Annotated in this window: 20 protein-coding genes; 15 read left to right on the forward strand and 5 right to left on the reverse strand. The window is 73.8% G+C overall.

Annotation, left to right across the window (positions count from 1 at the left end):
- Positions 1-350 precede the first annotated feature (350 nt).
- A complete protein-coding gene (locus CP968_RS07865) occupies positions 351-4,118 on the reverse strand; it encodes a S8 family peptidase (RefSeq protein WP_150517306.1) in 3,768 nt (1,255 codons plus the stop codon).
- Positions 4,119-4,328: 210 nt separating this feature from the next.
- Between CP968_RS07865 and CP968_RS07870 the strand changes: the two genes are divergently transcribed.
- The 3 genes from CP968_RS07870 to CP968_RS07880 all read left to right on the forward strand — a co-directional run bounded on the left by CP968_RS07870 (position 4,329) and on the right by CP968_RS07880 (position 7,126).
- Entirely contained in the window at positions 4,329-5,306 is a 978-nt protein-coding gene (locus CP968_RS07870; protein WP_150521801.1) for a helix-turn-helix domain-containing protein, read from the forward strand.
- A 24-nt stretch (positions 5,307-5,330) separates the two neighbouring features.
- Entirely contained in the window at positions 5,331-5,816 is a 486-nt protein-coding gene (locus CP968_RS07875) for a DUF456 domain-containing protein (RefSeq protein ID WP_150517307.1), read from the forward strand.
- Between the two features lie 170 nt (positions 5,817-5,986).
- Positions 5,987-7,126 carry a cation diffusion facilitator family transporter gene (locus tag CP968_RS07880; RefSeq protein ID WP_150517308.1) on the forward strand — a complete coding sequence of 380 codons (1,140 nt, stop codon included), beginning with the start codon at positions 5,987-5,989 and terminating at the stop codon, positions 7,124-7,126.
- A 46-nt stretch (positions 7,127-7,172) separates the two neighbouring features.
- On the opposite strand, the gene CP968_RS07885 is transcribed toward CP968_RS07880, so the two are convergent.
- Positions 7,173-8,825, reverse strand: a complete 1,653-nt coding sequence (locus CP968_RS07885; protein ID WP_150517309.1) for an FAD-binding oxidoreductase — start codon at positions 8,823-8,825, stop codon at positions 7,173-7,175.
- 68 nt (positions 8,826-8,893) lie between these two features.
- On the opposite strand from CP968_RS07885, the gene CP968_RS07890 reads away from it, so the two are divergent.
- The gene (locus tag CP968_RS07890; RefSeq protein WP_150517310.1) at positions 8,894-9,490 is read left to right on the forward strand and encodes a TetR/AcrR family transcriptional regulator; all 597 of its coding nucleotides are present in this window, start codon (positions 8,894-8,896) and stop codon (positions 9,488-9,490) included.
- A gap of 99 nt (positions 9,491-9,589) precedes the next feature.
- Here CP968_RS07890 and rsgA read toward each other — a convergent pair whose 3' ends face one another.
- A complete protein-coding gene (rsgA, locus tag CP968_RS07895; protein ID WP_150517311.1) occupies positions 9,590-10,717 on the reverse strand; it encodes a ribosome small subunit-dependent GTPase A in 1,128 nt (375 codons plus the stop codon).
- 338 nt (positions 10,718-11,055) lie between these two features.
- Here rsgA and CP968_RS07900 point away from each other — a divergent pair, with 338 nt between their 5' ends.
- Positions 11,056-11,481, forward strand: a complete 426-nt coding sequence (locus CP968_RS07900) for a VOC family protein (protein WP_150517312.1) — start codon at positions 11,056-11,058, stop codon at positions 11,479-11,481.
- On the opposite strand, the gene CP968_RS07905 is transcribed toward CP968_RS07900, so the two are convergent.
- A complete protein-coding gene (locus CP968_RS07905; protein ID WP_229886051.1) occupies positions 11,388-12,146 on the reverse strand; it encodes a helix-turn-helix domain-containing protein in 759 nt (252 codons plus the stop codon). The genes CP968_RS07900 and CP968_RS07905 overlap by 94 nt on opposite strands.
- Before the next feature lie 95 nt (positions 12,147-12,241).
- The gene (locus CP968_RS07910) at positions 12,242-13,357 is read right to left on the reverse strand and encodes a YihY/virulence factor BrkB family protein (protein ID WP_150517313.1); all 1,116 of its coding nucleotides are present in this window, start codon (positions 13,355-13,357) and stop codon (positions 12,242-12,244) included.
- 17 nt (positions 13,358-13,374) lie between these two features.
- Between CP968_RS07910 and CP968_RS07915 the strand changes: the two genes are divergently transcribed.
- The 10 genes from CP968_RS07915 (at position 13,375) to CP968_RS07955 (ending at position 22,934) form a co-directional block, all read left to right on the forward strand.
- The gene (locus CP968_RS07915) at positions 13,375-15,018 is read left to right on the forward strand and encodes an acyl-CoA dehydrogenase family protein (protein ID WP_150517314.1); all 1,644 of its coding nucleotides are present in this window, start codon (positions 13,375-13,377) and stop codon (positions 15,016-15,018) included.
- A gap of 69 nt (positions 15,019-15,087) precedes the next feature.
- Positions 15,088-15,651, forward strand: coding sequence for a GNAT family N-acetyltransferase (locus CP968_RS07920; protein WP_150517315.1), 564 nt, complete (start codon positions 15,088-15,090; stop codon positions 15,649-15,651).
- Positions 15,652-15,826: 175 nt separating this feature from the next.
- Positions 15,827-15,910 (forward strand): putative leader peptide, encoded by an 84-nt coding sequence (locus CP968_RS35540; RefSeq protein ID WP_309550570.1) that lies wholly within the window; start codon positions 15,827-15,829, stop codon positions 15,908-15,910.
- A gap of 223 nt (positions 15,911-16,133) precedes the next feature.
- Complete coding sequence (locus CP968_RS07925; protein ID WP_150517316.1) at positions 16,134-17,843, forward strand: nitrite/sulfite reductase; 1,710 nt, start codon at positions 16,134-16,136, stop codon at positions 17,841-17,843.
- Positions 17,840-18,019: a hypothetical protein gene (locus CP968_RS07930; protein WP_150517317.1), complete on the forward strand. Its 180-nt coding sequence runs from the start codon at positions 17,840-17,842 to the stop codon at positions 18,017-18,019. The genes CP968_RS07925 and CP968_RS07930 overlap by 4 nt, the downstream gene beginning before the upstream one ends.
- Positions 18,016-18,717 (forward strand): phosphoadenylyl-sulfate reductase, encoded by a 702-nt coding sequence (locus CP968_RS07935; protein ID WP_150517318.1) that lies wholly within the window; start codon positions 18,016-18,018, stop codon positions 18,715-18,717. Before CP968_RS07930 ends, CP968_RS07935 begins: the two co-directional genes overlap by 4 nt.
- 35 nt (positions 18,718-18,752) lie before the next feature.
- Positions 18,753-19,298, forward strand: coding sequence for an adenylyl-sulfate kinase (gene cysC, locus CP968_RS07940; RefSeq protein ID WP_150517319.1), 546 nt, complete (start codon positions 18,753-18,755; stop codon positions 19,296-19,298).
- Positions 19,295-20,236, forward strand: a complete 942-nt coding sequence (gene cysD, locus CP968_RS07945) for a sulfate adenylyltransferase subunit CysD (protein WP_150517320.1) — start codon at positions 19,295-19,297, stop codon at positions 20,234-20,236. The genes cysC and cysD overlap by 4 nt, the downstream gene beginning before the upstream one ends.
- A gap of 2 nt (positions 20,237-20,238) precedes the next feature.
- Positions 20,239-21,588, forward strand: a complete 1,350-nt coding sequence (locus CP968_RS07950) for a sulfate adenylyltransferase subunit 1 (RefSeq protein ID WP_150517321.1) — start codon at positions 20,239-20,241, stop codon at positions 21,586-21,588.
- A 215-nt stretch (positions 21,589-21,803) separates the two neighbouring features.
- On the forward strand, positions 21,804-22,934 hold the full coding sequence (locus CP968_RS07955; RefSeq protein ID WP_150517322.1) for an ABC transporter substrate-binding protein: 1,131 nt from the start codon (positions 21,804-21,806) through the stop codon (positions 22,932-22,934).
- Positions 22,935-22,939: the final 5 nt, after the last annotated feature.

Consider the following 22,939-nt stretch of genomic DNA (forward strand, 5'->3'; position numbering starts at 1 on the left):
GGCCGGTGGTGGGGGTGGGCTGTCGTGGCGGGTGGGGGTGGGGGTGCCTGCGGAGGGACCGTCGGAGGGGTCGTCAGGACCGCCGCCGAGCGGAAGCGGTGGTCCAGCGTGTCCCCCGGGTCGGGGGCCGCTGCCGCGTCCGGGTCCTCGTAGAGCTTCTGCCACCAGTCGTCCGCGCCCTGCTGACTCATTCCCCTATTGTCGGCCTCCGGCCCGGCCGGAAAACGCCGAACGCGCGAAAAGGGCCCACCGGACCGCCGTCCGGTGGACCCCTCCCGCCGTGCCCCGGCGGTCACGCGGGCTGCGGAGCGGTCCCGGACGGCGTCACCCGCCGGGACCGCCCGCACCCGCTAGCGGACGTCGTACGCCCGCGCGACCGTCTGGGCCACCGACGCCCCGTTCGCGTCGGTCAGTTCGACCTTCAGCGACACCGGCTTGCCGGAGGCTCCCTCGTGGTTCACGACCGCGGTCCACGCACCGCCGCGCTCGGTCACCTTCGCGTCCGTCCAGGTCTCCCCGTCGTACGAGTACGACAGCCGGGCGGACTTCAGCGCACCGGGCGCGTAGCCCGCGTGCCCGGTGACGGAGAGTCCTATCCGCTGTCCGTCGGCCGCCGGGACCGTCTTCGTCCCGTCCATCGGGGCCGCGTAGCGCGGGAAGAGCACCGGCAGGCCCTGCGAGTAGGCGGCCGGGTCGAGCGCGGAGGTGAACCCCCACGTCGTGCGGACCGAGGTGGACCGCTGCCAGGTGCGCGCGGGCGGACCGATCTTCTGGACGGACTGGGTCAGTTCGTACCGGCCCCGCTCGGCCGGGACCTCGAACGCGCCGAACGGGTACCAGCTCTCGCCGATGACCTCCCCGTCGCGCTTGAGCTGGAGGCCGCCGATGTCGCCGAAGGAACCGGGCTGCGCGAAGTGCGACCCGTCGCCCCACATGGCGGGGGCGAAACCGATCAGGTTGCCCTGGCGCTCGGCGGCCAGCGTCTCCTTGCCGGTGCGGTCGCGCGGGGCGACGGGGCCGGTCACCCCGTCGTACCAGCGCGCCGTGGTCCGCTGCCCCTTGGTGTAGGTGCGCTGCGCTCCCGTCATGAACTCGCCCCAGGGGAAGCTGCTGGAGAGCAGCTGGTCCCAGGAGGTGTCGCCGGCGGTGTAGTACTCGGTGCGCCGGCCCGGGGCCGCGACGGTCTCGATCGAACCGAAGGAGACGGCGCTGCCGATGGGCCGGTAGGCGCCGGCGATGTCGATGAAGTCGGCCGGCGTGCCCATGGAGTCGTACGTGGCGTCGACCCGGCCGAGGTCGCGGTCGCGCACCCGGTAGGTGTGTCCGCCCTGGACCCGGCCCGTCTCGGGGAAGGCGAGGGAGTAGACGTACGGGCTCTTCGCCGTGCCCTTCCAGGACAGCGCGACCCTGCCGGCCGCGAGCCGGTCGAGCAGGGCCCGGCCCTCGCCGGACTGGACGGCGAGGACGGGCACGGGGGCGCCGCCGAAGCCGGTGGAGGGGATCCAGCGGCCGGGGGCCGCGCGGTGGGCGAGCACGGCGACGGCGCCGGCGTCCTTGGCGTGCTGCGCGGCCTCGGACAGCGCCCCGTCCGCGGTCTCGACCAGGGCGATCGCGCCCTTGGCGCCGGCCGCGGCGAACTCCTCGGGGGTGCCGGAACCGGCGTTGACCAGGGGCGCGCTGCCGCGCCCGTCGAGGTTGTCGCTGCCGGTGGAGGCGGTGACGGGGTGCAGCGCCGGGCCGCCGGCCACCTTCAGCTCGGAGAGCACGGGGGCGCCGGCCCGCCAGTAGCTGCCGAACTCGAACTCGCCGTCCTCGGCGCGGCCTTCGACGGAGGCGTAGTAGCCGCGGATGCTCCGGCCGCCCGTGGCGGTGCCGGCGTGCAGCCAGGCGGCGTCCCAGCTGCGGGCGAAGCCGAGGGTGGTGTTGCGGGCTTCGAGGGGCTGGTCGGCCGCGATGTCCAGGCGCCCGGCCCTGCGGGCGTCCAGGACGACGGTGGTGTCCTTCTTCACCTCGACCTGCGGGCGGCCGAGGTAGGTCAGCGAGTCGATCAGCTCGGCGCCCTCGCCCGCGTCGGGGGTGCCGACGAAGGCGGAGAGGAAGTACGCGCCGGGGCGGACCCGGTAGACCTGGTCGGCGGCGCCCTCGTTGAAGCGGCGCTCGCCGCTGGCGTCGTCGGTGCCGATGACGTCGAGGGAGGACGGTCCGCCGGCCGGCTTGCCGGCGCGGTCGATCAGCTTGACGCGCAGGGTCACCGTCTGCGGCTCGACGTAGAGCGAGAACGGCGTGGAGACGCGGACCGTGCCGGAGGTGGCGACGACACGGCCGGTGACGTCCCCGTACTGGGAGCGCTCCAGCTTCGCGGCCGGGTCGAGGGCGAGCGGCACCTTGACGGTCGCCCCGGCCGGGACGGTCACCGAGCGCCGCTCCAGGCGGGCGATCGGGCTGCGGACGGCGGAGCCGTCGTTGCCGGTGACCTTCTCCACGGCGAGGTCCAGGGTGACGGGCCGGGTGCCGGTGTTGGTGTACGGGACCTCGACGGCGGTGCGGTCGCTGCGGTCCTGCGGCCAGTTGTAGGCGCCGCCCTGGACGGCGGGGGCGCTCAGGACGGCGGTGTCCACGGCGGCCTTGACGTCGAGGCGGCCGCCGCCGGTCTCCCGGACGTCGCCGGGGACCCTGGTGTTCGCGGAGCCGACGAGCGCGGCCTTGATCTGCCGGGCGGTCCAGTCGGGGTGTCGCTGCTTGACGATGGCGGCGGCGCCCGCGACGTGCGGGGTGGCCATCGAGGTGCCGGACATGGACTGGTAGGCGTACACCCCGCGGCCGCCCGCGGCGGCCGCCGAGATCCCGACGCCGGGGGCGGCGATCTCGGGCTTGAGGGTGTGGTCGAGGCCGGCGGGTCCGCGGCTGGAGAAGGACGCCGTGGTGTCGTCGCGGTCGACGGCGCCCACGGTCAGCACGCTCGGCGCGCAGCCGGGAGAGGAGACCGTGTTGTTGCCGGGGCCGGAGTTGCCCGCGGCGATCACGAAGAGGGTGCCGGTGTTCTGGGCGAGCCGCTCGGCGGCGGCGCTCATCGGGTCGTCGCAGCTCGTCTGCGAGGGGTCGCCGAGGCTCATGGAGACGACGTCGGCCTTGCTCGCGACGGCCCACTCCATACCGGCGATGATCCACGAATCGAGGCCGTAGCCCTGGTCGTTGAGGACCTTGCCGCTGAGCAGTTCGGCGCCCGGGGCGACGCCCCTCTTGGCGCCGCCGCTCGCGGCGCCGGAGCCGCCGACGGTGGAGATGGTGTGCGTGCCGTGGCCCTGGCGGTCGGCGTCGGAGTCGGAGTCGGTGAAGTTCTTCGACTCCCCCACGCGGCCCTTGAGGTCGGGGTGGTCCAGGTCGGTGCCGGTGTCCAGGACGGCGACCCTGGTGCCCTTGCCGTCGTATCCGGCGGCCCAGGCGGCGGTGGCGTTCACCTGCTTCGTGGAGCGCTCCAGGTTCGCCCGGACCTTGCCGTCCAACCACAGTTTGCGCAGGGTGCCTGAGGCGGCGCGGGCGCGGGCGTCGGTGCCGGTGACGTCGGCCCAGAAGGAGGCGGCCTGCTGCTTGTCGGCGCTGAGCGCGACGCCGCCGATGGAGTCGAGGACGCGGGAGCGGTCGGCGCCGCGGGGTGCGGGCGGGGCGCTGCGCGCCACGTCGACGGAGGCGTCGTACACGGCGATCAGCGGCAGCTTCGTGCTGTGCACGTCGTCGTAGCCCTGCCGGACGAGGCCCGTGACGTTGAAGAGTTCGTGGTCGACCCTGCCCGAGGCGAGCGCCTTGAGCGCGCCCTCGGGGTAGACGTAGAGGTCCTCGCCCGACTGGCGGGTCTGCACGACCGGCTGCGAGCCGTCCTCGCGCGGCATGGCGGTGGCGGCGCTGCGGCCGGCGGCGTCGGTGGAGACCACGATCCGGTCGCCGGTGACCAGGGTGACGGTCACGGGCGCCGTCGACCGCTTTGCGGCCGCTTCGCTCCCCGTGACGGGTCTCGTGTCCGGTGCTCCGCCGCTCGGCTGTGCCGTGGACGGGCCCACGGCGGTGACGGCGAGGGCGACCGCCGTGGCAGCCCCCCATGCCGTACGCGATATCGGGCGCATCGCTCTCCCCAGGTGAATTCCGGCCAACTACTGCATTGCACGGCAAAGCTGCCGCGTAAATGGCTTCTGGCCAGCGGATGTTGGTGCTGCGGTGGCATGACCTTGGCAGAGAGGCAGGGGGTGCGGCGATGATGTCCGCGGCGGGTTTGCGCCGTGGCCGCTTCCCGCCAGGCGCGGCGCGGAGGGCGTGGAGAGGTGGGGGTGGACGGGTTGCTGGGTGCCATAGGCCTGGACGAGGGCCAGGAGTCGGCCTACCGCGCGCTGGTGGCGCTGGGCGCGGCGGAGGTCCCCGACCTCGCGCACCGGCTGACCCTGCCGGTGCCGCAGACCGAGCGGACCCTGCGGCACCTGGAGCGGCACGGACTGGCGGCCCAGTCCTCGGCGCGGCCGGGCCGGTGGGTGGCGGCGCCGCCGGGGGTGGCCCTGGGCGCCCTGCTGACGCAGCAGCGGCACGAGCTGGAGCAGGCGGAGCTGGCGGCGGTGCTGCTGGCGGAGGAGTACCGGGCGGAGGCGGACGAGCCGGCCGTGCACGACCTGGTGGAGGTGGTGCAGGGTGCGAGCGCCGTCGCGCACCGATTCCACCAGCTCCAGCTGGGCGCGGCGGAGGAGGTGTGCGCGCTGGTCAGCGGCCGTCCGCAGGTGGTGACGGGCACCGAGAACGAGGCGGAGGAGCGGGCCTCGGTGCGCGGGGTCGACTACCGGGTGGTGATCGAGCGGGAGGTGCTGGCCCTGCCGCGCGGCATCCGGGAGGCGTCGACGGCGCTGGCCCGCGGCGAGCGGGTGCGGGTGACGGGCCAGGTCCCGACGAAGCTGGTGATAGCGGACCGGACGCTCGCCATGGTGCCGCTGACCTCGCGGGGCGCGGAGCCGGCGGCGCTGGTGGTGCACGCGTCGGGGCTGCTGGAGTCGCTGACGGGCCTGTTCGAGGCGGTGTGGCGGGAGTCGCTGCCGCTGCTGCTGGGCACGTCGGGGGCGGCCGAGGAGTCCGACGGCGGCCCCGACGCGACGGACCTGGAAATCCTCACCCTGCTGCTGGCGGGACTGACGGACGCGAGCGTCGCCAAGCACCTGGAGCTGGGCCTGCGCACGGTGCAGCGGCGGGTCAAGGGGCTGATGGAGCTGGCGGGGGTCACGACCCGGCTCCAGCTGGGTTGGCACGCGTACGAGCGGGGCTGGGTGGCCCGATAGCCGCGGGTCGGTCAGGCTGGGCAGATGGAACTGCCGCAGCTGCTGCTGGTGGGACTGGTGCTGCTGCTCGGGGTGGTGGGGGTCATGATCCCCGGTGTGCCCGGCACGTGGCTGGTGTGGGCGGGGCTGATGTGGTGGGCCCTGCACGAGCAGTCGACCCCGGCGTGGACGCTGCTGGTGGCGGCGACGGCCCTGCTGCTGGTGGTCCAGGTGGTCACGTGGCTGCTGCCGCCGCGCCGGCTGCGGGGTGCGGGGGTCACGACCCGGATGGCGGTGTGCGCGGGCGCCGGGGCGGTGCTGGGGTTCGTCCTGGTGCCGGTGGTGGGCGCGGTCCCGGGGTTCGTGGGCGGTGTCTACCTGTGCGAGCGGCTGCGCCTGGGGACCCACGGGGAGGCGCGGGCCTCGGTGCGGGCGGTGATGCGGGCAGTGGGCACCAGCGTGCTCGTCGAGCTGTTCGGGTGCCTGCTGGTGGTGGGGGCGTGGCTGGGCATGGTGGTGGCGGGGACGTAGGCCGCGGGTCGCCGGCGGCGCGGGCCGGGACCGCGGCGCGGCCCGGAGTCGGGTGTTCGCCCGGGGGCCGGACGACGGCCCCCTAGGTGCTGTTGCAAGCCCATCGCACCTGTTCACAGGGTGTACGACCGCTGTAGCCGCAATCGGATCGGTGTGCCACATTGGGCCGCATGGCGGGTCACGGGCACGACCACGACGGACGACACCACGCGCACCGCGACGGGCACGGGCACGGCGACGGACACGGCCGCGCACGGGGCGACGGCCGCGGCGACGGCCCAGTACACGAGCACGGGCACGGCCGGAGCAGGGCCCGGGACCGGCTGGCGCATCTGCTCGCCCCGCACAGCCATCACGCGGGCGACAAGGTCGACGCGGCCATGGAGACCTCGCGCGAGGGCATGCGCACGCTGTGGGCCTCCCTCGTCGTCCTCGGGCTGACCACCGCCGTGCAGGTGGTGATCGTCGTGCTGTCCGGGTCGGTGGCGCTGCTCGGCGACACGGTCCACAACGCCGCCGACGCGCTGACGGCCGTGCCGCTGGGCATCGCCTTCCTCCTCGGGCGGCGGGCGGCGAACCGCCGCTACACCTACGGGTACGGCCGCGCCGAGGACCTGGCCGGCATCGTCATCGTGGCGACCATCGCGGCCTCCGCGGCCCTGACCGCCTGGATGGCGGTGGACCGGCTGCTCCACCCCCGCGACATCACCCACCTGTGGGCGGTCTGCGGCGCGGCGCTCGCCGGCTTCGCGGGCAACGAATGGGTCGCCCGGCTGCGCATCCGCACCGGCCGCCGGATCGGCTCGGCGGCGCTGGTCGCCGACGGACTGCACGCCCGTACCGACGGCTTCACCTCGCTCGCCGTGCTGCTCGGCGCGGCGGGCGCGGCACTGGGCTGGCGGGCGGCCGACCCGGTGGTCGGCCTGCTGATCACCGTGGCGATCCTGCTGGTCCTGGCGAACGCGGCCCGCGAGGTCTTCCGGCGGCTGATGGACTCGGTCGACCCCGCGCTGGTGGACGCGGCGGAGGCGGCGCTGCGCGGGGTGCCGGGCGTCCTGGACGTGGGGCAGGTGCGGATGCGGTGGATCGGCCACGCGCTGCGGGCCGAGGCGGACATCGTGGTCGACCCCGACCTGACGGTGGTCCGGGCCCACGCCCTGGCGGTGGCCGCCGAGCACGCCCTGATCCACGCGGTGCCCCGGCTGACGGCCGCGACCGTCCACACCGACCACGCCCCGGCCCCGGGCACCGACCCCCACACGCTCCTGTCCCACCACGTCCACCCCCCGGCGCTCCGCACCGGTGCCTGACCCGCCGTACGGGACGGCGTGCGGGCCCTTACGGGCCTACGGGGCGTCAGCCCTCCCGGCCGCGGTCCGGCACGGCGCGGGTCGCGCGGGCGGGTGCGGGCAGCAGGACGCCGGGGTTGAGGATGCCGGCCGGGTCGAGGGCGGCCTTGGCGGCGGTGAGGGCCGCGGCGAACGGGTCCGGGCGCTGGGCGTCGTACCAGGGGCGGTGGTCCCGGCCGACGGCGTGGTGGTGGGTGATCGTGCCGCCGTGCGCCGACAGGGCCTCGGACACGGCCGTCTTGATGTCGTCCCACTGGGCGACGGTGCTGCCCCAGCGGCCGGCCGCGTAGACCCCGAAGTACGGGGCCGGGCCGTCCGGGTAGACGTGGGTGAAGCGGCAGGTCACCACCCCTTCGGCGCCGGTGGCGCGGCGGATCGCGTGCCGGGCCGCCTCGGTGACGGCCTGGTGCAGGGCGTCGAACCGGTCCCAGGTGCAGGCGGTTTCGAAGGTTTCGGCGATGAGCGCGTGCCGGGCCAGCGCGTCGCGCTGGTAGGGCATCCGCAGGAAGGACGAGCGCCACGCGTCCGCGTCGCCCCCGGCGCCCCGGTCCTGCGCCGTGCCGGCGTCGTCGGACGACCGGGCGAGGTCGGCGGACGGTTCGCCGCCGTGCGCGCGGCACAGTTCCACGGCCCGCTCCAGCGCCGCGCCCACCGGGTGGTCCGCCGACTCGAAGCCGAGGACCAGCACGCCCCCGCCGACGGCGACCCCCGCGTTGACCAGCGCCTCCGCCGCGTCGAGCAGTCGGCAGTCCGCCGGGGCCAGCCCGCTCTGCGCGACGGCCCGGGTGGCGGCGACGGCGGCGCCCCAGTCGGCGAAGCGCACGGAGGTCCGCGCCCGCCACCGGGGGCGCGGGCGCAGCCGCATCCAGGCCTCGGTGATGATGCCGAGCGTGCCCTCGCTGCCGAGGAACAGCCGGTCGGGGGAAGGTCCCGCGCCCGAGCCGGGCAGCCGCCGCGAGGCGCTGGTCCCGGCGGGCGTGACCACGCGCAGCGATTCGACGAAGTCGTCGATGTGCGTGTGCAGGGTGGCGTAGTGGCCCGCCGCGCGCGTGGCCAGCCAGCCGCCCAGGGTGGAGAACTGGAAGGACTGCGGGAAGTGGCGCAGGGTCAGCCCGTGCGGCCGGAGCTGGTCCTCCAGGTGCGGGCCGAAGACCCCGGCCTGGATCCGGGCCGCCCGGCTCACCGGGTCGACCTCCAGCACCCGGTCCAGCCGCGCGAGGTCGAGGGTGACCACCGCGCGCCCGTCGTCGAACCGCGGCTCGACCCCGCCGACCACCGAACTCCCCCCGCCGTAGGGGATGGCGGCGATGCCCTCGCGGCCGCACCAGTCGAGCAGGTCCACGAGGTCGTCCTCGGTGCGCGGGCGGGCGACGAGGTCCGGTACGCGGGGCAGGTGTCCGTGCAGGTTGCGCACCACGTCCCGGAACGCCTTGCCGTGCGCGTGCCCGGCCCGGTCGGCGGGATCGGCGGAGCACAGGCGGGCGAGGGAGGCGGGAGGGTTCGCCCGGGGCCGGGGCAGGCCGAGCGCGCCGACGGCGGGCGGCGCGTGGTCGGTCAGCTCTCCGGGCACCAGCGTCCGGGCCCGGGCCAGCAGGGTGTCCAACTCGGCTCCGCGCACCGCGTCCTCGACGGTTCCCCAACCCCACCACGACCGTGTCATCACCACTCCCTCAGAATTGACTGCTGGGTAACTTACCCATGAGTCACCCCTTGGACTAGGGTTCCGGCGTGAGCAGAGCCGGTACGAAGGGCGTCTCCCGCGCCGAACGGGAGCAGCAGATCCTCGCCGTGGCGATCGAGGAGTTCGGACGGCGCGGCCACGCCCGCGCGTCCGTCGCCGACATCGCCGCCCGCGCCGGGATCTCCAAACCGCTGGTCTACGGCTACTTCGACTCCAAGGACGGCCTGTACCTGGCCTGCCTGCACCACGTCGGCCGCCTGCTGGTGGACGCCGTGGCCGCGGCCCGGACCCACGAGGGCTCGCCCCGGCACGCGCTCGACACCCTGGCCGCGGTCTTCACCGCGATCGACGGGTGCCGGTACGCCTGGTCCCTGCTCTACGACCCCACCCTGCCGCCCGCCGGCCCGGTCCACGACACGGCGCACCACTACCGGGGGCGGCTCGCGGGCATGGGCGCGGCGGGCAGCGCCCGGCTCCTGGCCGCGGCGGGCCACCGCGATCCGCTGGACCACGCGTTCCTCGACCACCTCTGGCAGTACACCGTCACCGCCGTGATGCGCTGGTGGATCGACCACCCCGAGCAGTCGCCGGCCGACATGGCGGCCCGCTCGGCCCGGGTGCTCGGCGCCCTGGGACCCCGCTGACGGCCCGCCGCGCGCGGACGGCGTACGCGCGCGGCGGGCCGGGCCCGCGGGCCGGACGGCGCGGACGCCGTCCGGCCCACCGCGACGGCGGCGGCCCGGCTACGCCCGCCCGGTGCGCTTGGCCGCGTAGTTGGCGCGTCCCTCCGCCGACTTCAGGCGCCAGTCGCGGCGGATCTCCGAGCGCAGCCGGGCATCGGTCTTGGCGACGATCCGCCGGTTCTCCCGCAGCAGCTTGCGGTAGCTCTCCAGCCGCCGCTCGGGCAGCTCGCCCGAGTCCAGGGCCGCCAGGACCGCGCACCCCGGCTCCGCCTCGTGCGCGCAGTCGTGGAAGCGGCAGCGGCGGGCGTACTCCTCGATCTCGGCGAAGACCTGGCCGACTCCGGTCCCGGCGTCCCACAGCCCCACGCCCCGCAGCCCCGGGGTGTCGATCAGGACGCCGCCGCCGGGCAGGGCGAGCAGGTTGCGGGTGGTGGTCGTGTGGCGGCCCTTGCCGTCGGCCTCCCGGGTCTGGCGGACCTCCATCACGTCGGCCCCGAGCAGGGCGTTGGCCAGGGTGGACTTGCCGGCGCCCGAGATGCCGAGCAGCACGCCGGTGCCGTCCGCGACGACGGCGGACAGGACGTCGGTGCCCTCGCCCGTGTGGGAGGAGACGGTGAGGACCTGGACGCCCGGCGCGGCCGTCTCCACGTCCCGTACCAGGTGCGCGAGGGTGGCCGGGTCCGCGACCAGGTCCGCCTTGGTGAGGACGACCAGGGGTTGCGCACCCGATTCCCAGGCCAGCGCCAGGAAGCGCTCGACGCGCCCCAGGTCGAGTTCGACGGCGAGGGAGACGGCGATGACCGCGTGGTCCACGTTGGCGGCGAGGATCTGCCCCTCGGACCGCTGGGAGGAGGTGGACCGCACGAAGGCGGTCCGGCGCGGCAGGTACGCCTTCACGTAGCGCGGGTTGCCGGACGCCTCCACGGCGGCCCAGTCACCGGTGCAGATGACGCGGAGCGGGTCGTGCGGGGTGACGAAGGCGGTGTCGGCGCGGACCGGACCGGCCTCGGTGACCAGGTCGCACTGCCCGCGGTCGACCCGGACGACCCGGCCGGGCAGCAGGCCCTGCGCGGCGTACGGGCGGAACTCGGCCTGCCACGCCGCGTCCCAGCCGTAGGGGGCGAGGACGTGCGGCTGCGACGGGAGGGAGGACGCGGAGGACGACGGGGAGGAAGCGGAGAAAGACAAGGGGAACCCTTCACAGGGTGGCCCCGGCGGCACGCGCCGAGCGCGTGGAGGTCTGTGGGGTCAGCCGGGGACCACGGTGGTGGCATCGATGGTCTTCTGAGTGCGGGCAGCGCCCTGCGCGACGACAGTCATCAACGAACTCACCTCCGGGTCATGCACGGCCGGTCGTTCCGCACCGGTCGGCGGGAACGGGCTCACGCTAACAAGCCCCCGCCCGCCGCGGCCACTTCTTTTTTCCGGCCGGCAGCGCCATGCCCGGCCCGCCACGCCCGGCCCCGCCGCGCGCGGTGTCCGATGCGTCCAAGACGTCCGTGTCCGGCCCTGCCTAGCCTGCTGCCATGACTCCACGACTCGACATGATCGGCATGGTCGTCTCCGACATGGCCGCCTCGCTCGCCTTCTACCGCCGCCTCGGCCTCGACGTCCCGCCCGGCGCCGAGCAACAGCCGCACGTCGAAGCCGCCCTGCCCGGCGGTCTGCGGATCGCCTGGGACACGGAGGAGGTGGTCCGCTCCTTCGACCCGGCGTGGACCCGCCCCTCGGGCGACGGCCGGCGCGACCTGGCCTTCCTGTGCGACTCCCCCGCCGCGGTGGACGCGCTGTACGCCGAGCTCACCGCGGCGGGCCACCCCGGGCACCTGAAGCCCTGGGACGCCTTCTGGGGACAGCGCTACGCCGTGGTCCTCGACCCGGACGGCTGCGGGGTCTCGCTCTTCGCACCGTCGGAGCCCGCGCCCGAGGCCGCGGCCGACCGCGCGGTGTAGGCGCGCAGCGTGGTCCCGGCCAGGGCGCGCATCTCGCGGGCCAGGTGGGCCTGGTCGGCGTAGCCGGCCACGGCGGCCGCCTCGGCGTGGGCCGTGCCGGCCAGGACCAGCGCGAGGGCCCTGCGCAGCCGCAGGATGCGGCCGAGCGTGCGCGGGCCGTACCCGAAGGCGTCGAGCGAGCGGCGGTGCAGCCGGCGCTCGCCGAAACCGACCCCGGCGGCGACGGCGGCCACCGGCTGGCCCGCCCGGAGCCGGGCGGTGACCTCGGCGGCGAAGGGGTCGGGCGCCCCCGCCTCGGCGGCGCGGCGCGCGGCCAGGGCCTCCAGCCCGGCCCGCGGGTCCCCGTGGGCGGCGACGGCCCCGGTCAGCCGGCGCACCTCGCGGGCCGGCCACAGCTCGGCGAGCTCCACCCGCCGGTCCCGCAGGACGTGGGCGGGTACGCCCAGCAGCGCGGGCGCCGTGCCGGGCGCGAACCGGACCCCGGCGAAGGAGCCGCCCGCGACCTCGCCGGCGGGATGCGGGCCGGTGTCGGGCCCGGCGACCAGCAGCCGTCCGTCCGCCCACAACAGGTCCATGCACCCGTCGGGCAGCACCGGGCCGCCGGTGCCCGCGGCCCGCCACAGGACCGCTCCGGGCACGGCCGCCGAGCGCGCTTCCTCGTACACGGGGCCAGGGTAAGCCCGGGTCCGGCGCCTGTGCCGGGCCACCGGGCCACCGGGCCACCGGGCCGCCGGGCCGCCGGGCCGCCGGGCCGCCGGGGTCAGTGTTTGCGGAGCCGGGACGAGTAGTCCTCGGGCGGCAGGAACTTCGACCACCGCTCCGGGAACTCCGACGGCATCCCGTCGTCCTCGTCGTCCTCCGACTCGCCCTCCGCCATCGCCCGCCACGCGGCGGCCCGGGCGATCAGCTGCGCCGCCTCCGCCTCCCGCACCCGTTCGTTCGCCTCGCGCGCCGCGGCCGTGGCCACGGACGGCCAGACCCGGTCGATGGCGGCGTTGACGGCCGCGCCGACCAGCACCGCGAAGGCGGAGATGCCGATCCACAGGAGGACGGCCACGGGGGCCGCCAGCGAACCGTAGATCGTCGGCCCCTCCACCGTGTTGGTCAGGTAGATCCGCAGCAGGAACGAGCCCAGCACCCACATGGCCAGGGCCACCAGCGCACCGGGCACGTCCTCGATCCACGGCGAGCGCACCGGCACCGACACGTGGTAGAGCGTGGTCAGGAAGGCGATGGACAGCACGGTCACGGTCGGCCAGTACAGGACCGCGATCACCTCGGTGCCCCAGGGCACCAGCCGCACCACGGCGTCGGGCCCGACCACCATCAGCGGCAGCACGATCGCGCCGATCAGCAGGGCGATCACGTACAGCAGGAAGGCCAGCAGCCGCGTCTTGACGATCCCGCGGTGGCCGTCGAGCCCGTACATCACGGTGATCGTGTCGATGAAGACGTTCACCGCGCGCGACCCGGACCACAGCGCGAAGGCGAAGCCGAGCGAGATGAGGTCGGGCCGGCCCCGGCCGGTGACGTCGTCCAGCAGCGGGCGGGCGATGTCGTTCACGCCCCGGTCGGACAGGACGGTGCCGACCGCGCGCAGGATGTTCTCCTCGATGCTGAGGACGGTCTTGGTGTCCGTCCAGCCGTCCACGTAGCCGAGGAGCCCGAGCAGGCCGAGGAAGAGCGGGGGCAGCGAGAGGAGCGTGAAGAACGCCGCCTCGGCCGCGAGTCCGAGGATGCGGTACTCGATGCACGAGTTGACGGTGTCCTTCAGCAGCAGCCAGCCCATCTTCCGCTTGGAGACGTTGCGGTAGAGGGCGCGGGCCCGGTGGAGCCGTCCTGGGATCCGCTCGGGTGTTTCTTTTGCTGGCTGCACGTCCTTACGGTATCCGCATGGCAGCCACGACCCACACAGTCAGCAACCAGGCCCCGCCCCTGGTGGGCTACGACGTCTACGGCGGCGATCGCGCCCTCACCGAGGGAGTGGAGCGCCACCTCGCCTCCGCCGGTCCCGAACTCCTCGACGGCGTACGGGAGGAACTCACGGCCCTCGGGCGCGCCGCGGGCTCCGCGCAGGCCCTGGAATGGGGCGCGCAGGCGAACGCGAACCCGCCCGTGCTGCGGACCCACGACCGGTACGGCAACCGGATCGACGAGGTGGACTTCCATCCGGCCTGGCACCGGCTGCTGGGGCACGCGGTGACCTCGGGGCTGACGGACGCCTGGGGCCGCCCGGCCGGGCACCTGCGCCGGGCCGCCGGGTTCTTCGTGTGGTCGCAGGCCGAGGCGGGGCACGGCTGCCCGGTCTCGATGACGCACGCGGCCGTGCCCGCGCTGCGGGCCGACCCGGAGCTGGCGGCGGAGTGGGAGCCGCGGCTGACCTCGCACGTGTACGAGCAGGGGCTGCGGCCGGCCGGGGAGAAGGCCGGCGTCCTGTTCGGGATGGGGATGACCGAGAAGCAGGGCGGCAGCGACGTACGGGCCAACACGACGGCGGCGGTGCCGCTGGACGCGTCCGGGGAGTACCTGCTGACCGGGCACAAGTGGTTCTGTTCGGCGCCGATGTGCGACGGGTTCCTGGTGCTGGCGCAGGCGCCCGGCGGGCTGACCTGCTTCCTGGTGCCGCGGGTGCTGCCGGACGGCACGCGCAACGTCTTCGCGGTCCAGCGGCTGAAGGACAAGCTGGGCAACCGGTCGAACGCGTCCGGCGAGGTCGAGTTCGACGGGACCTGGGCGCGGCGGGTGGGCGAGGAGGGCCGCGGGGTCCGGACGATCATCGAGATGGTCGCGGCGACCCGGCTGGACTGCGTGATCGGGTCGGCGTCGCTGATGCGGCAGGGGCTGACCCAGGCCGTCCACCACGCGGAGCACCGCTCTGCTTTCGGAGCACGGCTCATCGACCAGCCGCTGATGCGCAACGTCCTCGCCGACCTCGCCCTGGAGTCGGAGGCGGCCACCACCCTGACGCTGCGCCTGGCCGCCGCGTACGACGCCGACACGGACGAGGAGCGGGCGTTCCTGCGCCTCGCGGTGCCCGCCGCCAAGTACTGGGTGACCAAGCGCTGCACGCCGATGGTGGCGGAGGCGTTGGAGTGCCTGGGCGGCAACGGCTACGTCGAGGAGTCCGGGCTGCCCCGGCTGCTGCGCGAGTCCCCGCTGAACTCCATCTGGGAGGGGTCCGGCAACGTACAGGCCCTGGACGTCCTGCGCGCCCTCCAGCGGGAGCCCCAGGCACTGGACGCCTTCCTGCGGGAGGTCGGCCGGGCCCGGGGCGCCGACCACCGGCTGGACGCCGCCACCAAGGGGCTGCTGACGGAGCTCGCCGACCTGGAGGGCATCGAGGCCCGCGCCCGGCGGGTGGTGGAGCGCATGGCGCTGGTGCTCCAGGGCTCGCTGCTGGTGCGCTGGGCTCCGCCGGCGGTCGCGGACGCGTTCTGCGCCTCGCGGCTGGGCGGCGACTGGGGCGCGGCCTTCGGCACGCTCCCGCACAGCCTGGACCTGGGCGCGGTCGTGGCACGGTCCCGGATCGCGGGCTGAACCCGCACCGGCCGGGGCGGGCCGGGCGGCACTGGTCGGGACGGGTCCCGGCGTGATTCCCTGACCTGCATGAATACCATCACACTGACCACCTGGTCCCTGGAAATGACCTCGCCCGGGGGCCTGGTCCCGGCGGCCGTGCCCGGCCCGGAGATCACCGTGGCCCGGGCGGAGGTCCCCTCGCCCGAGTTCAGCCGCTTCCTGTACGCCTCGGTGGGCGGTGACATCCACTGGACGGACCGGCTGGCGCTGACCCGGGAGCAGTGGGTGGAGCAGCTGGCGCGGCCCGGGGTGGAGACCTGGGTCGCGTACGACCGGGGCACTCCGGCCGGCTACGTCGAGCTCGACCCGCAGGCGGACGGCGTGGTGGAGATCGTGTACTTCGGACTGCTGCCGGACTTCCGCGGCCGCCGCATCGGCGGGCACCTGCTGTCGGTGGGCACGGCGCGGGCGTGGGACCTGGCGTCCCGCTGGCCGGACCGGGAGCCGACCCGGCGGGTCTGGCTGCACACCTGCAGCCAGGACGGGCCCACGGCGATGGCCAACTACGAGCGCCGCGGCTTCAAGGTCTTCGCGACGGAAACGGAATCCAAGGAGGAGACCGCCACGCCCGGCCCCTGGCCCGGCGCCTGACCCGGCCCGACGCGCCCCCGCCCCCACCGGGGCGGGCGGCGCCGGTGCCCCGGTCCGGCCCGCCGGCGCGCACCGGAAGGTGACCCCGGTCACGCCGTCTCGCGATACGGGACGACTTCGTCCGCATCATGGACAGTAGTGGACTCCTCCAATCGGCACATGACACGCTTCCGCCATGAATGGAGCTGGAATTGCCTTGGTGAGTCGGCGGCACGTCGACCTCGGCCGCATGTCCAGCGCCATCTGTCCGGCGAGCTGACGGAACCAGCCACCGCCGCACATCGCCGCGTACCCGGCACCGCCGCCGTGGAGCCGTCGATCACCGCAGCCCCCTGAAGGCCGAACACCGCCCTGCCCGCCGGCCACCCCGGCAACGGCGCGGCACCCGGCCGTACCCGCTCAGCGGCGTTGAAATGTGGCAGGGGCGCGCCGCCTCCCCCGCCCTGCCCCCGCCCAGAGCCGCCCGAGAAGGACGTACCGCCATGGCCGCCACCCCCGAAACGCCCGCAGCAGCAGCTCCCGCAGCCGCCGCGCGCCGCAAGACCGGCCGCCACCGCGGCGAGGGTCAGTGGGCCGTCGGACACCACACCCCCCTCAACGGCAACGAGCAGTTCAAGAAGGACGACGACGGTCTCAACGTGCGGACACGCATCGAGACGATCTACTCCAAGGCCGGCTTCGACTCGATCGACCCCAACGACCTGCGCGGCCGCATGCGCTGGTGGGGCCTCTACACGCAGCGCAAGCCCGGGATCGACGGCGGCAAGACCGCGATCCTGGAGCCGGAGGAGCTGGACGACAAGTACTTCATGCTGCGCGTGCGCATCGACGGCGGCCGGCTGACCACCGGGCAGCTGCGCGTCATCGGCGAGATCTCCGAGGAGTTCGCGCGCGGCACCGCCGACCTCACCGACCGCCAGAACGTGCAGTACCACTGGATCCGGATCGAGGACGTCCCGGAGATCTGGCGCCGGCTGGAGGCCGTCGGCCTGTCCACCACCGAGGCCTGCGGTGACACGCCCCGCGTCATCCTCGGTTCGCCCGTCGCCGGCATCGCGCAGGACGAGATCATCGACGGCACGCCCGCCATCGACGAGATCTACCGCCGCATCGTCGGCAACCCGGACTTCTCCAACCTGCCCCGCAAGTTCAAGTCCGCGATCTCCGGCTCGCCGCTGCTCGACGTGGCGCACGAGATCAACGACATCGCCTTCGTCGGCGTGCACCACCCCGAGCACGGCCCCGGCTTCGACGTCTGGGTCGGCGGCGGCCTCTCCACCAACCCCAAGCTGGGTGTGCGCCTGGGCACCTGGGTCTCGCTCGACGAGGTCCCGGACGTCTACGAGGGCGTCATCTCGATCTTCCGCGACTACGGCTACCGACGGCTGCGCACCCGCGCCCGCCTGAAGTTCCTCGTCGCCGACTGGGGCGCGGCCAAGTTCCGCCAGGTGCTGGAGGACGACTACCTGAAGCGCCGGCTCACCGACGGTCCGGCGCCCGAACAGCCCTCGGGGCAGTGGCGCGACCACGTCGGCGTGCACCGGCAGCAGGACGGCCGGTTCTACGTCGGCTTCGCGCCCCGCGTGGGCCGCGTCGACGGCGCCACCCTGACGAAGATCGCGGACGTGGCCGAGCGGCACGGCTCCGGCCGGCTGCGCACCACCGCCGAGCAGAAGATGATCGTGCTCGACATCGAGGCGGACCGGGTCGACTCGGTCGTGGCCGCGCTGGAGGCCCTGGACCTGCGGGTCTCGCCCTCCCCGTTCCGCCGCGGCACGATGGCCTGCACCGGCATCGAGTTCTGCAAGCTGGCCATCGTCGAGACCAAGGCGCGCGGCGCCTCGCTCATCGACGAACTGGAGCGCCGCCTGCCGGAGTTCGCCGAACCGCTCACCATCAACATCAACGGCTGCCCCAACGCCTGCGCCCGCATCCAGGTCGCGGACATCGGCCTCAAGGGCCAGCTGGTCCTGGACGAGAACGGCGACCAGGTGGAGGGCTACCAGGTCCACCTGGGCGGCGCCCTCGGCCTGGAGGCCGGCTTCGGCCGCAAGGTCCGCGGCCTCAAGGTCACCTCCGCCGGTCTGCCCGACTACGTCGAGCGCGTCGTCACGCGCTTCCAGGAGCAGCGCGAGGACGGCGAGCGCTTCGCCGCCTGGGTGACCCGCGCCGGGGACGAGGACCTGTCGTGAGCGAGCGCGCGGCACCGTTCTACTGCCCCTACTGCGGCGACGAGGACCTGTTCCCGCACGAGACGGGCCACGGCGCCTGGGAGTGCCGGGCCTGCAACCGCGCCTTCCAGCTGAAGTACCTCGGGCTGCTGTCCCGGGGCGTCCGGTCCGACACGGGTGGAGGGGACGGCATATGACGGCGCTTCGGGAGAAGGGCGACCTGAGGTCGCTGGCCGAGCGGGCGGGCCGGGACCTGGAGGACGCCTCCGCACAGGAGATCCTGGCCTGGGCGGCCGAGACCTTCGGCGCGCGGTTCGCCGTCACCTCCTCCATGGAGGACGCGGTCGTGGCCCACCTCGCCTCCCGGGTCCGCCCCGGCGTGGACGTGGTCTTCCTCGACACGGGCTACCACTTCGAGGAGACCATCGGCACCCGCGACGCGGTCGAGGCCGTGATGGACGTCAACGTCATCACCCTCACCCCGCGCCGCACCGTCGCCGAGCAGGACGCCGAGCACGGCCCGAGGTTGCACGACCGCGACCCCGACCTGTGCTGCGCCCTGCGCAAGGTCGCGCCGCTGGAAGAGGGCCTGACCGCGTACGACGCCTGGGCGACGGGCCTGCGCCGCGACGAGTCCCCGACCCGGGCGAACACCCCGGTGGTCGGCTGGGACGAGAAGCGCCGGAAGGTCAAGGTCTCGCCGATCGCCCGCTGGACGCAGGACGACGTCGACGCCTACGTGGCCGAGCACGGCGTGCTCACCAACCCCCTGCTCACGGACGGCTACGCCTCCGTCGGCTGCGCCCCCTGCACCCGCCGCGTCGCGGCGGGCGAGGACGCGCGCGCCGGCCGCTGGGCCGGGCTGGGCAAGACCGAGTGCGGACTGCACGGCTGATGACCGGACGCACGGAACCTACGGAGACGGAACAGATGAGCGTGAGCGACCAGGGCGCCACCGTGTGGCTGACCGGGCTGCCGAGCGCGGGCAAGACCACCATCGCCCGTGCGCTGGCCGAACGGCTGCGCGCGGAGGGCCACCGGGTGGAGGTCCTCGACGGCGACGAGATCCGCGAGTTCCTCTCCGCCGGCCTCGGCTTCGGCCGCGAGGACCGGCACACCAACGTGCAGCGGATCGGCTTCGTCGCCGAACTGCTCGCGAGCAACGGGGTCAAGGCGCTCGTTCCGGTGATCGCGCCGTTCGCCGACAGCCGCGAGGCCGTCCGCAAGCGGCACGCCGCCGAGGGCACCGCGTACCTGGAGGTCCACGTGGCCACCCCGGTCGAGGTGTGCTCCGAGCGCGACGTGAAGGGCCTGTACGCCAAGCAGGCGGCGGGCGAGATCTCCGGTCTGACCGGGGTCGACGACCCGTACGAGGCGCCGGAGTCGCCGGACCTCCGTATCGAGTCGCACACGCAGACCGTGCGGGAGTCGGCCTCGGCCCTGTACGCGCTGCTCACCGAGAGGGGTCTGGCATGACCACGGCCGCACACCTGCACGCCGATTCCGGCTCCGACGCCCCCTACGCGCTGTCGCACCTCGACGCCCTCGAATCCGAGGCGGTGCACATCTTCCGCGAGGTGGCCGGCGAGTTCGAGAAGCCGGTGGTGCTCTTCTCCGGCGGCAAGGACTCCATCGTCATGCTGCACCTGGCGCTGAAGGCGTTCGCGCCGGCGCCGGTGCCGTTCACGCTGCTGCACGTCGACACGGGCCACAACTTCCCCGAGGTGCTGGAGTACCGCGACCGCACCGTCGAGCGGCACGGCCTGCGCCTGCACGTGGCGTCGGTGCAGGACTACATCGACGCGGGCAAGCTGCGCGAGCGCCCCGACGGCACCCGCAACCCGCTGCAGACCCTCCCGCTCACCGAGGCCATCCAGCGGCTGAAGTTCGACGCCGTCTTCGGCGGCGGCCGCCGCGACGAGGAGAAGGCCCGCGCCAAGGAGCGCGTCTTCTCCCTGCGCGACGAGTTCTCCCAGTGGGACCCGCGCCGCCAGCGCCCCGAGCTGTGGCAGCTGTACAACGGCCGGCACGCCCCCGGCGAGCACGTGCGCGTCTTCCCGCTCTCCAACTGGACCGAGCTGGACGTCTGGCAGTACATCGCCCGCGAGGGCATCGAGCTGCCGGAGATCTACTTCGCCCACGAGCGCGAGGTCTTCTCCCGCAACGGGATGTGGCTCACGGCCGGCGCATGGGGCGGTGCGAAGGAGGGCGAGACGACCGAGACCCGCCTCATCCGCTACCGCACCGTCGGCGACATGTCCTGCACCGGCGCCGTCGACTCCGACGCCGCGACCCTGGACGCGGTGATCGCCGAGATCGCCGTCTCCCGCCTCACCGAGCGGGGCGCGACCCGCGCCGACGACAAGATGTCCGAGGCCGCGATGGAAGACCGCAAGCGCGAAGGGTACTTCTAACCATGACCAGCCCCACCGATCAGGTCGCCCAGCTGGCCGACCTCGCGGCGACCACCCTGCTGCGCTTCGCGACCGCCGGTTCCGTCGACGACGGCAAGTCCACCCTGGTGGGCCGGCTGCTGCACGACTCCAAGTCGGTCCTGACCGACCAGATGGAGGCCGTCGAGGCCGTCTCCGCCCAACGCGGCCAGGACGCCCCCGACCTCGCGCTGCTCACCGACGGCCTGCGGGCCGAGCGCGAGCAGGGCATCACCATCGACGTCGCCTACCGCTACTTCGCCACCGCCCGCCGCCGGTTCATCCTGGCCGACACCCCGGGCCACGTGCAGTACACCCGCAACATGGTCACCGGCGCCTCCACCGCCGACCTGGCCGTGGTCCTCGTCGACGCCCGCAACGGCGTCATCGAGCAGACCCGCCGGCACGCGGCCGTCGCCGCCCTGCTGCGCGTGCCGCACGTGGTCCTGGCCGTGAACAAGATGGACCTGGTCGACTACCGCGAGTCCGTCTTCGCGGCCATCGCCGAGGAGTTCACCGCGTACGCCTCGGACCTGGGCGTACCGGAGATCACCGCGATCCCGATCTCGGCCCTGGCCGGGGACAACGTGGTGGACGCCTCCGCGCACATGGACTGGTACGGCGGGCCGACGGTGCTGGAGCACCTGGAGACCGTGCCGGTCAGCCACGACCTGACGGCCTGCCCGGCCCGCTTCCCGGTGCAGTACGTGATCCGCCCGCAGTCCGCGGAGCACCCCGACTACCGCGGCTACGCCGGCCAGATCGCCTCGGGCGTGCTGCGCGTGGGCGAGGCCGTGACCGTGCTGCCCTCGGGCCGCACCAGCACCATCGAGGGCATCGACGCGCTCGGCGAGAGCGTCGACATCGCGTGGGCGCCGCAGTCGGTGACGGTGCGGCTCAAGGACGACATCGACATCTCGCGCGGCGACCTGATCGCGCCGTCGGCGAGCGCCCCGGCCACCACGCAGGACGTGGAGGCGACGGTCTGCCACGTGGCGGACCAGCCGCTGGCCGTCGGCGCACGGGTCCTGCTCAAGCACACGACGCGCACGGTCAAGGCGATCGTCAAGGAGATCCCCTCGCGGCTGACCCTGGACGACCTGTCCCAGCATCCGGACCCCGGTCAGCTGGTGGCCAACGACATCGGCCGGGTCGTCGTCCGGACCGCCGAGCCGCTCGCGCTCGACGCGTACGCCGACTCGCGCCGCACCGGGTCCTTCCTGCTGATCGACCCGGCGGACGGGACGACCCTGGCGGCCGGCATGGCGGGCGAGTCCTTCGCCTCCCAGGCCGAGACCACCGTCCAGGCCGATGAGGAAGGGTGGGACTTCTAGCCCATGCCCTCCGACATCTACTCGACCTTCGCCAAGGAGGGCGGCCGCGTCGGCAGCGGCTCCCTCGGCAGCGGCCAGGGAGGGGTGGCGCGATGTGCGCGCTGACGTACGCGCACCGCATGCGCGCCCTCACCCCCCACCAGACGTACCCGGTCCTGCTCCACAGACGAAGACCCGCGCCGTGATTCCCCGGCGCTTCGAGAGGAAGCCCTCCCGTGCCTGCCACCGGTACCACCCGTAACACCCTGCGCCGCAGCGTCGTCGCCGCTGCCGCCCTGCCGCTGCTGATCGGCGCGCTCGCCTCCTGCGGGTACGGCTCCGAGGCGAAGAAGGACGAGCCGAAGGCCGATGCGGCCGCCTCCGCCGACACCGGGAAGAAGCTCTCCGCCCCCGAAGTCCGCATCGGCTACTTCCCCAACCTCACCCACGCCACCGCACTCGTCGGCCTCCAGGAAGGCCTCATCGAGAAGGAACTCAACGGCACCAAGATCAAGCCGCAGTCCTTCAACGCCGGCCCCTCCGAAATCGAAGCCCTCAACGGCGGCTCCCTCGACATCGGCTTCATCGGCCCCTCCCCCTCCATCAACGGCTACGTCAAATCCAAGGGCACCAACCTCCGCATCATCTCCGGCTCCGCCTCCGGCGGCGTCAAGCTCGTCGTCAACCCCGACAAGATCAAAACCCTCGACGACCTCAAGGGCAAGAAAATAGCCACGCCCCAAAAGGGCAACACCCAAGACGTCGCCTTCCTCAACTGGATCTCCGAAAAGGGCTGGAAGGTCGACCCCGAATCCGGCAAGGGCGACGTCTCCGTCGTCCGCACCGACAACAAGGTCACCCCCGACGCCTTCAAGCAGGGCTCCATCGACGGCGCCTGGGTCCCCGAACCCACCGCCTCCAAACTCGTCTCCGACGGCGGCACCGTCCTCCTCGACGAAACCGACCTCTGGCCCGACAAGAAGTTCGTCATCACGAACATCATCGTCTCCCAGAAATTCCTCAAGGAGCACCCCGACGTCGTCGAGGCCGTCCTCAAGGGCACCGTCAAAACCAACGAGTGGATCAACGCCAACCCCGACAAGGCCAAGGAATCCGCCAACGCCCGCCTCGCGGCCGAAGGCGGCAAGCCCCTCGAAGCCAAGGTCATCGACCCCGCCTGGAAGAGCATCCTCGTCACCGACGACCCCCTCGCCTCCACCCTCAAGACCGAATCCGAATGGGCCGTCAAGGCCAAGCTCATCGAACAACCCGAACTCACCGGCATCTACGACCTCACCCTCCTCAACAAGGTCCTCAAGGCCGCCGGCAAGCCCGAAGTCTCCGACGCCGGCCTCGGCGCCAAGTAACCCGT

Source organism: Streptomyces subrutilus (assembly GCF_008704535.1).
Classification (GTDB): Bacteria; Actinomycetota; Actinomycetes; order Streptomycetales; family Streptomycetaceae; genus Streptomyces; species Streptomyces subrutilus.